This window comes from Rahnella inusitata (assembly GCF_018288855.1).
GTDB lineage: Bacteria > Pseudomonadota > Gammaproteobacteria > Enterobacterales > Enterobacteriaceae > Rahnella > Rahnella inusitata.
In genome coordinates this window covers 3,059,125-3,072,401 of record NZ_CP065024.1, presented here as the reverse complement: position 1 = coordinate 3,072,401, position 13,277 = coordinate 3,059,125, and the positions used below count along the sequence as shown (strand labels likewise).

The 13,277-nt window shown below is 51.0% G+C and carries 13 protein-coding genes; 10 read left to right on the top strand and 3 right to left on the bottom strand.

Annotation, left to right across the window (positions count from 1 at the left end; translation table 11 throughout):
- Positions 1-39 precede the first annotated feature (39 nt).
- Together I2123_RS14350 and katG are read left to right on the top strand one after the other, a co-directional pair.
- The gene (locus I2123_RS14350; RefSeq protein ID WP_112165746.1) at positions 40-1,065 is read left to right on the top strand and encodes an LLM class flavin-dependent oxidoreductase; all 1,026 of its coding nucleotides are present in this window, start codon (positions 40-42) and stop codon (positions 1,063-1,065) included.
- 260 nt (positions 1,066-1,325) lie between these two features.
- On the top strand, positions 1,326-3,536 hold the full coding sequence (gene katG, locus I2123_RS14345; RefSeq protein ID WP_112165748.1) for a catalase/peroxidase HPI: 2,211 nt from the start codon (positions 1,326-1,328) through the stop codon (positions 3,534-3,536).
- Positions 3,537-3,782: 246 nt separating this feature from the next.
- Here katG and I2123_RS14340 read toward each other — a convergent pair whose 3' ends face one another.
- Positions 3,783-4,688, bottom strand: a complete 906-nt coding sequence (locus I2123_RS14340; protein WP_213050818.1) for a LysR family transcriptional regulator — start codon at positions 4,686-4,688, stop codon at positions 3,783-3,785.
- 165 nt (positions 4,689-4,853) lie between these two features.
- Here I2123_RS14340 and I2123_RS14335 point away from each other — a divergent pair, with 165 nt between their 5' ends.
- From I2123_RS14335 to I2123_RS14325, 3 genes are all read left to right on the top strand, one after another.
- Positions 4,854-5,903, top strand: a complete 1,050-nt coding sequence (locus tag I2123_RS14335; RefSeq protein WP_213050817.1) for an aldo/keto reductase — start codon at positions 4,854-4,856, stop codon at positions 5,901-5,903.
- A gap of 101 nt (positions 5,904-6,004) precedes the next feature.
- A complete protein-coding gene (locus tag I2123_RS14330) occupies positions 6,005-6,295 on the top strand; it encodes a DUF1330 domain-containing protein (protein WP_112165754.1) in 291 nt (96 codons plus the stop codon).
- Positions 6,296-6,624: 329 nt separating this feature from the next.
- Positions 6,625-7,185 carry a hypothetical protein gene (locus I2123_RS14325; RefSeq protein ID WP_213050816.1) on the top strand — a complete coding sequence of 187 codons (561 nt, stop codon included), beginning with the start codon at positions 6,625-6,627 and terminating at the stop codon, positions 7,183-7,185.
- Positions 7,186-7,411: 226 nt separating this feature from the next.
- Here the strand turns inward: I2123_RS14325 and I2123_RS14320 are convergent, their stop codons facing one another.
- Positions 7,412-7,972: a TetR/AcrR family transcriptional regulator gene (locus tag I2123_RS14320; RefSeq protein ID WP_213050815.1), complete on the bottom strand. Its 561-nt coding sequence runs from the start codon at positions 7,970-7,972 to the stop codon at positions 7,412-7,414.
- A gap of 134 nt (positions 7,973-8,106) precedes the next feature.
- Between I2123_RS14320 and I2123_RS14315 the strand changes: the two genes are divergently transcribed.
- The 5 genes from I2123_RS14315 (at position 8,107) to I2123_RS14295 (ending at position 12,437) form a co-directional block, all read left to right on the top strand.
- A complete protein-coding gene (locus tag I2123_RS14315; protein WP_213050814.1) occupies positions 8,107-9,198 on the top strand; it encodes an alkene reductase in 1,092 nt (363 codons plus the stop codon).
- A gap of 75 nt (positions 9,199-9,273) precedes the next feature.
- Positions 9,274-10,056 carry an SDR family NAD(P)-dependent oxidoreductase gene (locus I2123_RS14310; RefSeq protein WP_213050813.1) on the top strand — a complete coding sequence of 261 codons (783 nt, stop codon included), beginning with the start codon at positions 9,274-9,276 and terminating at the stop codon, positions 10,054-10,056.
- 133 nt (positions 10,057-10,189) lie between these two features.
- Positions 10,190-11,008, top strand: a complete 819-nt coding sequence (locus I2123_RS14305; protein WP_213050812.1) for an oxidoreductase — start codon at positions 10,190-10,192, stop codon at positions 11,006-11,008.
- A 2-nt stretch (positions 11,009-11,010) separates the two neighbouring features.
- Positions 11,011-11,421 (top strand): hypothetical protein, encoded by a 411-nt coding sequence (locus tag I2123_RS14300; RefSeq protein ID WP_213050811.1) that lies wholly within the window; start codon positions 11,011-11,013, stop codon positions 11,419-11,421.
- Positions 11,418-12,437, top strand: coding sequence for an NADP-dependent oxidoreductase (locus I2123_RS14295; protein ID WP_213050810.1), 1,020 nt, complete (start codon positions 11,418-11,420; stop codon positions 12,435-12,437). The genes I2123_RS14300 and I2123_RS14295 overlap by 4 nt, the downstream gene beginning before the upstream one ends.
- A 237-nt stretch (positions 12,438-12,674) precedes the next feature.
- Here the strand turns inward: I2123_RS14295 and I2123_RS14290 are convergent, their stop codons facing one another.
- On the bottom strand, positions 12,675-13,217 hold the full coding sequence (locus tag I2123_RS14290) for a DUF3916 domain-containing protein (RefSeq protein WP_213050809.1): 543 nt from the start codon (positions 13,215-13,217) through the stop codon (positions 12,675-12,677).
- Positions 13,218-13,277: the final 60 nt, after the last annotated feature.

The following is a 13,277-nucleotide window of genomic DNA, read 5'->3' as shown; positions in this document are numbered from 1 at the left end:
TCCGCTCATGGTCACACGAGGTTTGAGGATAATTTCGCTATGAAAAAAATTGGTTTCTTATCATTTGGTCACTGGACGCCGTCTCCCCAGTCAGGCACGCGCTCGGCATCAGATGCCCTGCTGCAATCCATTGATCTTGCTGTGGCGGCAGAAGAACTCGGTGCCGACGGCGCATATTTCCGAGTGCATCACTTTGCCCGCCAGCTGAGCTCTCCGTTTGCGTTGCTCGCGGCCATTGGGGCGAAGACGCGTAGTATTGAGATTGGTACGGGTGTTATCGACATGCGTTATGAAAATCCGCTGTATATGGCTGAAAATGCCAGCGCGGCGGATCTGATTTCCGGTGGTCGCTTACAGCTTGGGATCAGCCGCGGGTCGCCGGAACAGGTAATTGATGGCTGGCGGTATTTTGGATACCAGCCAGCAGAAGGGGAAACCGAGGCCGATATGGCGCGGCGTCATACCGAAGTGCTGCTGGATGTACTGCGTGGGGAAGGATTTGCTAAACCAAACCCTCAGCCCATGTTCCCAAATCCGCCGGGACTTCTGCGCCCTGAGCCGTATTCAGAAGGTTTGCGTGAGCGCATCTGGTGGGGCGCCAGTTCGAACGCCACCGCAGTCTGGGCCGCTAAACTCGGCATGAATCTGCAAAGCTCTACGCTCAAAGATGATGAGACCGGCGAGCCGTTCCATATCCAGCAGGCGCAGCAAATCCGTGCTTACCGGGCTGCGTGGGCAGAAGCGGGCCATCAGCGTACGCCACGAGTTTCTGTCAGCCGCAGCATTTTTGCGCTGATGGACGACCGTGACCGCGCATATTTTGGCGCCAGCAGTCACGACAGCGATAAGGTCGGTTTCATTGATGAGAAAACACGCGCCATTTTTGGACGCAGTTATGCCGCTGATCCGCAGACGTTGATCAAACAACTCCAACAGGATGAAGCCATTGCCGAGGCGGACACTCTGCTGCTGACTGTGCCCAACCAGCTGGGTGTTGATTACAACGTGCACGTCATTGAATCGATTCTCAAACACGTGGCACCGGCCATGGGCTGGCGCGATTAATGCGCTGATGACATCAGAACCTGAAGCCCGCTTATGGCAACGTAAGCGGGCTTTTCTTATTTTGCGACGCTGACAGAAAATCCGCTGAGACGAAGTGGTTATTCTATAATCAGTCAGGAAATTTTTTCTGATGATAAAACGCGCAAAAAGCATGTAAAAATCCGAAGGGAAGGACTATCAAATACATAGGGTGATTCAGATGTGACTGTCGTTGATCCGCGTATAGAGTAGCAATGAGACTATAAAAAAGGAGTGTGAGCATGAGCAGTTCTATTGATGAAGAAGCGAAAGACGCCAAGCCGATTGTAGAAGCAGACAGAGAAGCCGATGTCAGCAAATGTCCTTTCCATACAGGAAACTCGAATAAAGCCTCCGGTGGCGGTACCAGTAACCGCGACTGGTGGCCTAATCAGCTCAGAGTCGACCTGCTAAACCAGCACTCATCCCGCTCAAACCCGTTGGGCGACACCTTCGATTATCGTAAAGAATTCGCTAAATTAGATTACTCCGCACTCAAAGCTGACCTCAAAGGTCTGCTGACCGAATCCCAACCCTGGTGGCCCGCCGACTGGGGCAGCTACATCGGTCTTTTCATCCGCATGGCATGGCACAGCGCCGGTACCTACCGTTCGGTCGACGGTCGCGGTGGCTCGGGGCGTGGTCAGCAGCGTTTCGCGCCTCTTAACTCCTGGCCGGACAACGTCAGCCTCGATAAAGCACGTCGTCTGTTATGGCCGGTAAAGCAAAAATACGGTCAGAAAATTTCGTGGGCCGATCTCTATATCCTCGCGGGTAACGTCGCGCTGGAAAATTCCGGCTTCCGTACTTTTGGCTTTGGCGCCGGTCGCGAAGACGTGTGGGAGCCGGATCTGGACATCAACTGGGGCGACGAAACCGAATGGCTTGAACATCGTCACCCTGAAGAACTGGCAAAATCACCGCTCGGTGCAACGGAGATGGGGCTGATTTACGTCAACCCGGAAGGCCCGAATCACAGTGGCGATCCGGCTTCCGCCGCGCCTGCAATCCGTGCCACCTTTGGCAATATGGGCATGAACGATGAAGAGATTGTCGCGCTCATCGCGGGCGGACATACGCTGGGCAAAACCCACGGCGCAGGCGATGCCAGTCATGTTGGCGTTGATCCGGAAACGGCTCCGATTGAATCTCAAGGTCTGGGCTGGGCAAGCAGCCACGGCACCGGCGTCGGCGCTGATTCCATTACTTCCGGTCTGGAAGTGATCTGGTCGCAGACGCCAACGCAGTGGAGCAATTATTTCTTCGAGAACCTGTTCAAATATGATTGGGTTCAGACGCGCAGCCCGGCAGGTGCGATTCAGTTCGAAGCCACCAACGCACCGGACATCATTCCTGATCCTTTTGATCCGAATAAAAAACGCAAACCAACTATGCTGGTCACCGACCTGACTCTGCGTTTCGATCCTGAATTTGAAAGAATTTCCCGTCGTTTCCACAGCGATCCGCAGGCCTTTAACGAAGCCTTCGCCCGCGCCTGGTACAAACTGACGCACAGGGATATGGGGCCGAAAGCACGTTACATCGGACCGGAAGTGCCAAAAGAAGACTTGATCTGGCAGGATCCGTTGCCGGTCCCGGTGTATCACCCGACGGTTGCCGATATCGCTCAGCTGAAAGAAAAAATTGCCGCGTCCGGTCTCTCGGTCAGTGAGCTGACGTCGGTAGCATGGGCGTCGGCGTCCACGTTCCGCGGTGGTGATAAACGCGGAGGTGCCAACGGTGCGCGTCTGGCGCTGCAACCACAAAGAGGCTGGGAGGTTAACGCCGTCGCTGCCCGTGTGCTACCGACGCTGGAAGCCATTCAGCAGTCATTCGCGAAAGCCTCGCTGGCGGATGTGATTGTGCTGGCTGGCGTAGTCGGTGTTGAAAAGGCGGCGAAAGCCGTTAACGTTGAAATTGAAGTACCGTTCACGGCAGGGCGCGTGGATGCACGTCAGGATCAGACCGATATCGAATCGTTCGAACTGCTGAAACCGCGCGCGGATGGATTCCGCAATTACCGTGGCGATACCGGCAGCACGTCGACTGAAAATCTTCTGATCGACAAAGCACAACAGCTGACGCTTACCGTGCCGGAGTTAACGGTGTTGGTGGGAGGTTTGCGCTCGCTCGGAGCAAACTTCGACGGCGGCCAGCAGGGCGTTTTCACAGATAAAGTGGGTGAACTGAATACTGACTTCTTCGTGAATCTGCTGGATATGCGCACCGAATGGAAAGCTACCGACGAGTCTGGCGAACGGTTTGAAGGGCGCGACCGCGTCAGCGGCGATGTAAAATTCACCGCCACGCGTGCCGATCTGGTCTTTGGTTCCAACGCCGTTCTGCGCGCCAGCGCAGAGGTCTACGCCAGCGGCGACGCCAAAGAGAAGTTCGTGAAAGACTTCGTTGCAGCCTGGACCAGGGTGATGAATCTGGACAGGTTCGATCTCTGATAATTATTGCTCAGCCTTAAACGTTGATAGTGCAACGTCAAAGCCCGCCCGAGGAGACTTGAGCGGGTTTTTTTTATATGCCTATTATTCTTTCATCACCATGACCTTTAAAGGTTTAATGCTCTGACGTCTGGATAAATATTATGCGGAATGTGATAAACCTTGCCGCTTCTCTTTGGCAGAAAGAACGAAGGCATGGGCTGAAGCAGGCTTTCACTTCCTCCGTTTGCCTCATTCACTCAGACATTAGTCAAAATAAGGTTTCAACACTTCTTCAGTCCAATTCATAAAAGCCCTGACTCGTTGCGACAGATTGCGCCGGTGCGCAACGACGAAAGATGCATTCAGCGGCTCGGGCCGCAGAGTGGGAAGGACTTCAACCAACGCGCCAGATTTTATATGGGGTACGAGCGCGGAATACCCTCCCTGAATTAACCCCAAACCCGCCAGTCCTGCTTCATGGTAAGCGGGCACGCTGTTGACCGTCATCGTGCCGGGTAACATCAGTGAACTGTAGCCATTACCGGACGGATATTCCCATCCGTCAGGTTTCGCGCCAAAATTGCGCATGTAATGAACCATCTTGTGTCCCTGATTAAGAAGATCATCAATCGTCTGCGGCACACCGAAGCGTTTCAGATAGCCTGGACTCGCCGCATTGATCATCCGTAATTTTCCCAGCGGTCGGGCAATCAGGGTCTCATCAACAATGGGTCCCAGACGAATTACGCAATCAAATCCTTCCAGAACCAGATCCACACGGCGGTCAGTACTTGAAAGCTCAAGTTCGAATTCCGGGTGAGCATCCAGTAGTTGTGGTAGTGCGGGAATAATGACGCTTTCTGCCAGAATTGCTGGCATATCAACACGTAAACGCCCTCGCAGAGGCATGCCGCCAGATAAAAACATTGACTGCAGTTCGTCTGCTTCCGCCAGCAGGTCTCGTGCACGTGAATAAAAAATGCGGCCATCTTCGGTCAACTGCACGGTCCGGGTGGTGCGGTGCAAAAGCGTAGCGCCTACGTCGTGTTCGAGCTCGCGCACCACGATTGAAGCACGTCCTTTCTGAATACCAAGGCTTTCAGCTGCCTGGGTAAAGCTCTTCATTTCCGCCACGCGCGCAAAAATGATCAGTGCCTCAAGATTTTTCATTGTTCCTCTTTAAGATAACAGTGCGTTAGTTTTTAGGTTATTTATGCCTACTGTAATACTTAATAGACTGTCTTCACACCGCGTTATCCAGCGCAAACACTTACTGAAGGCAATTATCATGACTCAACCCCTTTCAATGCTTAAATCTGTCGTCGTCTATCGGAAATGAAATATAAGCAACTTGGGCGTACAGGCTTGTTTGTTTCAGAATTGTGTCTCGGCACAATGACGTTGGGCGGCAACAAGGATGCTGGCATGTGGTCCTCCATAGGCGCAGTAGAACAGGACGAAGCAAATCAGATTATTGCGCGAGCGCTCACCGCTGGGATTAACTTTGTCGATACCGCCGACATTTATTCCTTCGGCCAGTCTGAACGTATTACAGGCATCGCACTGAGAGAACTCGGTATTGCACGCAACGACATTGTTCTTGCCACAAAAACGGGTGGGGTGATGGGGCCTGGGCCTAACGCACAGGGAGCCTCTCGCGGGCATATTATGGATTCGGTGCAGAAAAGCCTGGAAAGACTCCAGGTCGATCACATTGATTTGTACCAGATTCATGCGAGCGATCCTGTCACGCCCGTTGAGGAAACGCTGCGTGCGCTTGACGATCTCACTCGGCAGGGGCTGGTTCGTTATGTAGGTGTGTCGAACTGGGCCGCAGGTAAGCTCGGTAAAGCACTTGGCCTGAGTGAGGCACGTCATACAACACGTTTTGAGACACTTCAGGCTTATTACTCTATAGCCGGGCGTGATGTGGAACGGGAATTAGTGCCCCTGATCCGCGAGGAAAAAATGGGTCTCCTTGTCTGGTCGCCACTTGCTGGCGGATTACTTTCAGGAAAATACGAACCCGGTTCATCAGCCGAAGGCGACAGCCGCCGCAGTAAATTCGATTTCCCACCCGTCGATCGCGATCACGCAGGGCAATGCGTTGCCGAAATGCGCGCCATTGCACAGGAACACGGCGTATCAGTCAGTCAGATAGCGCTTGCGTGGCTATTGGCCAGACCCTATGTCACCAGCGTCATTATCGGCGTAAAGCGTATCGGGCAGCTCGACGACAACCTCGGCGCACCCGATATCACTCTGACAACAGAGGAACTGGTTCGACTGGATGAGGTAAGCGCTTTGCCGCCTTATTATCCCGGATGGATGATTGAGCATCAGGACGCCGCTCGCCACCAGGCATCTTCCGGTCCCCAAAACTGAATAAGATTAAAACGTTGTAAAACCCACATCCCGCGGCCTGCATGTTCGCCTGCTGAAGTGCATGCGCTGGGATAAACCACGTCTGACAAAAGAGATAAAAAATGAATAAAGGTTATTTAATCGCACATGTCACTGTATCGAACGCTGTTGCTTACGCCGAATATGCGAAGGCTGCCGGAGAAGCAATGCAGGCGTTCAGTCCAAAGGTTATTGCCTGGTCCGGGCAGTATGAAAACCTTGAGGGAGAATCCCACGAAAGGCATGTTGTCTTCGAGTTTGCTTCTTTTGCTGAGGCCAAACGTTTTTATGAGAGTCCTCAATATCAGGCAGCCAGAGCCATACGTGCAGGGGCTGCGACCGGGACTTTTGTGCTGGTTGAAGGAGCAGCTTAATTTTCGGCGTAATGCTTGATAAAAAAGTTAAAACTGCTTTGGCAAGAAGGTCTGTCTGATGTCAGACCTTCTTGCCAGATATGATGTTCCTTGGGAGCATTCAGATTCGCATGTCTGCTTTGTGCCAGGCGCGGACATTTCACGATTCTGCTTATGTGGCCAAAATCGGTATTCCACTACACTTTATAGAATTTATATCAATAGGTAAGATAAAATGAAGGTTAATTGGAGTTTCATTCGGTTACACAGACTCACCGTTCAGTTCATGATGTACTCAGAAATTATCACTGTCAGAGTTCATGAAAAAAATACAGGTAAGGGATTATCAGATGCCGTCTCTATACACACTCAATGACCTACTCGGGTTGCTTGTTTTTTCCCGGAAATATCACTTTCTCCACAATGATCTGGACCGCCTGTTCATTGCATGGGCTGAAGACCAAATCACCGATGGAAATGATTCAGAGACTCTTTTAATTCTCGCTTCACTGGGGCTTGATAACCAACCTGAGCGGACCGAGGTTGAATTATTTATCTCACGGTACATGGCAGAGCAGCGGATAGATCTGCCACCGCTAAAAACAGCAGCATTGGTCTGGATTAAGCTGTTTGTGCGTCAACTTTCCCAGTGTGCGTCCATCCATGATGCAGAACAGAAAATGTATTTTCTGGTGTGTCATTGGCTTGAACCTGACGTAAAGATTTTCGCTGCGGTCGTCGATACCCTGAAATCGCTATACTGGCATCTCTTTGATGAATGGGAGGGACCAGGCACAAGCGAAGCAGCAAGGATGGAGGAGTCAGAATTCTTTGAGCTGATTAATCGTGCGATACTGCCCTATTCCCGTAAAATTGAGGACCCAGATTGGCTGGATCTGCTTGTTCGGTAATTTTTCCCAGCATCCTGAAAGATGCATTTTCTGTGTGCATAATTCCATCAGATTTGACTTCCCTTTCGCATTTTACTTGAGTATATCCAGCAAGAATATCATCGTTCACCCGAGGAACCTTGGCATAAGATCGAACGTGATTTAATAGCCGCTCTGTGCCAAGAGCGGACGTGGATACTTTATTAATATGCACTGCTCAGAAAAGATTCCCTGTTGCCCGGCAAATTTAATCCTTACGTGCATCCTGACTGAGAAGACGTGTGCGGCACACATCCAGAATCTCATCTGCCAGAGCGGAATCATCAGGGCAGGCACGGGACAGCACTAGGGCACCAACAAGATGTGCAATGGTGTCGATGAGTCCAGCACGCGTTCCGCCTTCCCCATTATTTTCATTTCCTAAAACGGCCAGCTGACGTTCAATCCCGGCCGCAAATGTCGCCTTGATTGACTCAGACTGACGGGCTGTATCCGCGCCCAGTGCCGACATCACACAACCTTTTCCCATATCATCGCGATGTTGTCGGGAGAGGTAGTATTGAATGAATTTTTCCCGGTTCACACCTGCCGTACCTTCTGCGGATCGCGTAAAACCGCAGCTCATTGCCTCCGCCATTAGATCAGCCTTAGAGCCAAAGTGCTTGTAGAACCCGCCGTGGGTTAAACCTGCCGCTGACATCAGTTCCGCGACGCCCACACCATCGTAACCGCGCTCACGAAAAAGTTCTGAGGCCGTTTCAACAATGCGGATTCGGTTTTCCCGAACCTGCTCTTTCGACACTTTCATGTTTTTCAATCCTCTAAAAATATAGGGGCAAGTATACATTGATGATGGTCATAATCAAAAAAATTGACTTTAATGATTATGATCATCATCATTAAGTTAATGACTTCAACCACCATTAAGCAGAGGGAATAAACATGACGAACCGACAACTATTTCAACCCTATGATCTTGGGACAATAACCCTTGCCAACCATATCGTGATGGCACCGCTGACGCGTAACCGTGCCGGAGCAGGTCTGGTTCCCGGCGAACTGGCGGCGACCTATTATGCCCAGCGCGCCACCGCAGGATTACTGATTACCGAAGCCACGCAGATCTCAGAACAGGCGCAGGGCTATCAGGATACGCCAGGGATCTATACGCAGGCTCAGATCGATGGCTGGCGCAAAGTGACTGACGCGGTGCATGCCAAAGGTGGGCGCATATTTGTACAGCTGTGGCACGTAGGACGAATTTCGCATGTCGATTTACAACCTGGTGGCGCTGCGCCGGTTGCTCCGTCCGCCATCCGTGCCGAGACAAAGACCTTTGTGAACAACGGATTTGCTGACGTCTCTGAGCCACGTGCGCTGGAGTTGCAGGAAATACCGGGGATTAGCGACGATTTCAGAAAGGCCTCTGCCAACGCCATTGCCGCCGGGTTTGATGGCGTAGAGATCCACGGCGCGAATGGTTATCTGCTGGAACAGTTCCTTAAAGACGGTGCCAATCAGCGTACCGATGAGTACGGCGGCTCTGTCGAGAATCGGGCGCGCCTGCTGTTAGAAGTCACGGCGGCCGTTAAAGAGGAGATTGGTGCTGACCGCACCGGCGTACGCATTTCACCGGTGTCGCCTGCTAATGCGATTTCGTGCAGTGATCCGCAGCCGCAATATGATTACGTCGCTGACCAACTTAGCGCATTAGGTATCGTGTACCTCCATGTGGTTGAAGGCGCGACGGGCGGTCCGCGTGATATATCACCGTTCGATTACGACTCCCTGCGCCGGCGCTTTAAAAACACCTACATCGGTAACAACGGCTATGACCTGCCGCTGGCGACCGCTCAGCTTGAAGAAGGCAAAGCCGATCTGTTCGCGTTCGGTCGCCCGTTCATCGCCAACCCGGATCTGGTCGAAAGGCTGAAGACGGGCGCGCCTCTGGTCTCACTCAATCCTGAAACGCTTTATGGCGGTGGCGCAGCGGGATATACCGATTACCCGTCGCTGACTGAGGCCAGCAAGTAAAGCAGCAGGTGTCACGGTTCTGCCTGCATCGCACATTGCGAATTCTGTTTACACATTAATAAAGAAGATCAACTTATGACTAAAGCTTCAGTTCTCATTACAGGCGCATCCACGGGTATTGGTGCTGTTTACGCTGAACGGTTCGCCCGTCGTGGCCACGATCTGGTTCTGGTTGCACGCGACAAAGCAAGGTTAGAAGCACTTGCTGATCGTCTGCGACAGGAAAATGGCATTTCTGTCGATGTTCTGCCTGCTGACCTCACACAAGCGAGTGATTTAGCCGCAGTCGAAGCTCGCCTGCGTGAAGACGCACAGATTGGCATTCTTATCAATAATGCGGGTATTGCGCAGTCGGGCAGTTTTACAGAGCAGTCACCTGAATCGATAGAAAGTCTTATCGCGCTCAACGTCACCGCCCTGACCAGACTTGCCAGTGCCGTGGCACTACGCTTTGTGCAGGCGGGTGAGGGATCGATCGTCAACATCAGTTCCATCGTCGGACTCGCCCCGGAATTTGCCATGACGGTTTACGGCGCAACCAAAGCCTTTGTCCTTTTCCTGTCTCAGGGAATGAATGTAGAGCTGTCATCTAAGGGCATTTATATCCAGGCGGTGCTTCCTGCCGGCACTTACACGGAAATCTGGGATCGTGCGGGCATCGATATCAGTAACTCGGCAAAATTCATGGAAGTGGGCGAGTTAGTAGATGCCGCGCTGATGGGTTTTGATCGCCGTGAACTCGTTACTATCCCGCCTTTACATAATGCAGCCCGCTGGGACACCCTCGATGCTTCGCGTCAGGCTCTGCTTTCCGACATCAAACAAGATGAAGCCGCAGAGCGATATAAAGCAATTTAGTCAATAAGTCGCACTCTGCAGAACGGTCTTTTGGCTGTTATGCAGAGTGGTAAATCCGACATAAATCCCTTACAGGGTGTCGTCTCATCTTTGATGAGAAACTTAAAACACATCATGAAGGCCTTGTTCAGCAATGACAAAAAAACGTGTAGCACTGGTTACAGGCGCTTCCTCAGGTATCGGCGAAGCGTCCGCCCGTAAACTTTTAGCGGCGGGATATAGGGTATATGGCACCAGCAGGCGTGGCGCTCAGGCGGGAACGCATCCGTTTTCTTTGTTGACGCTTGATGTGACGGACGACGCTTCTGTCGAGGCCGCCATTGATGAGTTGCTGCGCCTGGAGGGGCGGATCGATATTCTGGTGAACAATGCAGGCTTCGGAGTCGCTCCGGCGGCGGCGGAAGAAAGTTCTATCGAGCAGGCCAGGCATATTTTCGACACCAACTTTCTGGGCATCGTCAGGTTGTCGCGGGCAGTGATCCCTCACATGCGCCGTCAGGGCAGTGGGCGCATCATCAATATCGGTTCGATTCTCGGGATCGTTCCGTTGCCGTATGTGGCACTTTATGCAGCCAGTAAGCATGCGGTCGAAGGGTATACGGGAGCACTGGATCATGAACTGCGCACGCAGGGCATCAGAGTGTCTGTCATCGAACCTGCTTACATGAAAACACAGTTCGAAAACAATAATATAGAGCCGGATGCCAGGCTTGAAGAGTATGACCAGATCCGGGCTAAGCTGACGAAGGTGGTGAGCAAGGCAATGGCCGAAGCGGAAAGCCCGGAGGTGGTGGCTGACGTGGTAGTTAAAGCGGCGCAGACTTCACGTCCAAAGGTGCGCTATACGGCGGGAAAGCTGGCAGGAAAATTGAATTTTCTTCTCAGATTCGCGCCTGCATCATTCCTGGATAAGGTGGTGCGCAAGAGTCTTCAGCTTGATGCGAAAGAATAAAAATGAAATTTTCTCAACTGGCTATTCTGACCTCAGTGTTTTTTTTCATACTGGCCACGGTATGGATGTTTTTCCCGGAACAGCTCTTAACTCAATGGGGAATTGAATCTACGAGTGGTACAGGAGTCGTGAGTCGTCGCTCTGCCGCATTTTTTGCGGGAATAGGGGTGATGTGTTTATTCGCCAGACATGCAGAGCCTTCACTGACTCGCTACGCGCTGGCCGCCGGTATCAGCACGATATCTATTATTTTAGCCGTACTGGGCATCGTTGAATGGCGCGAAGGACATGTTAACGGGCAGATCCTTTTCGCCGTGTTTATCGAGCTGTTCCTGGGGATTGCCTTTTTACTCAGCAACAGATCCGCTAAGAAAAACTTTACTGACAAACGCGACAGGGTAAACGACAAATGAAGACTAAGACGATGAAAGCATTTACATTTAAACACTATGGTAAGTCCCCTGAATCAGGATTCGATGACGTCGGTTATCCTGCAATTAATGCTGATGAAATCCTGGTTAAAGTTTACGCGGCTGGTCTGAACCCGGTAGATAACATGATCCCAACCGGAATATTTAAGCCGGTTTTGCATTTTAAGCTTCCCGCCACATTGGGCAGCGACTTGTCCGGGGTTGTTGTTGCCGTGGGGAGTCGTGTGACGCGTTTCACTCCAGGTGACGAAATCTTTGCCAGTATTTTCGACAGGGGAACGGGATCTCTTGCCGAATTTGCAGTGGTGCCTGACAGCGCCGCAGCAATGAAACCCTCAAATCTTGATTTCGTTCAGGCTGCTTCTTTGCCGATGGTGAGCCTTACATCATGGCAAGTGCTGACAGAGCGGGCTAAGTTGCGGCCTGGTCAAAAGGTTTTCATCCCAGCAGGTTCCGGGGGCATTGGCAGTTTTGCTATCCAACTGGCGAAGCACCTTGGCGCAAAGGTGGGAACGACAACGAGTTCAGGCAACGTCGAGTGGGTGAGTCGTCTTGGCGCAGACGAAGTGGTTGATTATAAGAAACAAGAATTTGAAAAGGTGTTGAGCGGCTACGATATTGTTCTCGGCACTGTAAGAGGCGATTTAATTGAAAAATCCACCCAAATTCTTAAGTCTGGGGGAAAGATTGTTTCTCTCATCGGCCCGTTAGATGCCGCGTTCGCCCAAGCGCGGGGATTAAACTTCCTCCTGCGTTTAGTTTTCGGGCTGATGAGCCGCAAGATTATGCGTCTTACGAAAAAACGGGGTCTGAGCTATTCATTTCTTTTTGTCCGTCCTGATGGCGATCACCTTACCCAAATTGGCAAACTCATAGAAGCTGAACAACTCAAGCCTGTGATCGATAAGGTGTTTCCCTTTGCAGAGGCGAAGGAGGCTCTTGCCTATCTTGCTCAGGGACATGCGAAAGGAAAAGTGGTCGTTAAGATGCAGGAGTGATAGCAACTGAATTTTAAATCTGTGAAAGAGGATAATCACCAAGAATAATCTCCGCAAGTTTAACCATATATCACAGCTATTAAGTAGCTAGATTGATGGCTGTGAATATCCGCTTTTCGCTCTCAGCAGACCTTCAGCGTCACGTGTTTGTCTGCTGTGTGCCAGAAGCGGACGTTGAAAATCAGTAACATTGATAACGTGTTAATTAGTTGATCACTAGATAATTTATTAAAAACCTCATATAACTTGACCATAATACCAGCGTTCTCCAGTAAACCATTCTTCCCGGTCCTCACTCCCATAGTATTCGAATGTGATACCCAACTCTTGCACATTCTCAGGTAGAATGAGCCCCCACTCAGCAGCAAGGCTGCGATCTTTGATCAACGCATAAGCATCATTATCAGAACGCCTTTCTGTTATGAAGCTTTGGTAATAGTCTTCTGAACGATACAGACAGACTTCGCTCGTAAACATATCGGGAAGACAAATAACAGTGGTAATCCGGGGGCTATAGTACATATCCGCAGTTGCGGCAATGAGATTCGAACATGCATTAATTAAAGCTTGCGCGCAAGAAGCTTTGGTTTTAACCGTACTATATTTACCCTGAATAAGATTGATCGCCACAGGAATTTTAAAATTCCAGTAATGTTCATCTTCAGGAAAAATAGCACGTTCCGGGTTGCAAAATGTAACAGCCCAACGGTTAAGAGCATTTATGCGCCTGGGAATATTTCTGACTTTGCTTCGATTATCTCTGTTAAGTCGTCTGCTCATGAGTTTTTTCTAATGATCCTTTCAAACGGTTCGCGTTGTAATGCTCTAAGGGCATCATCT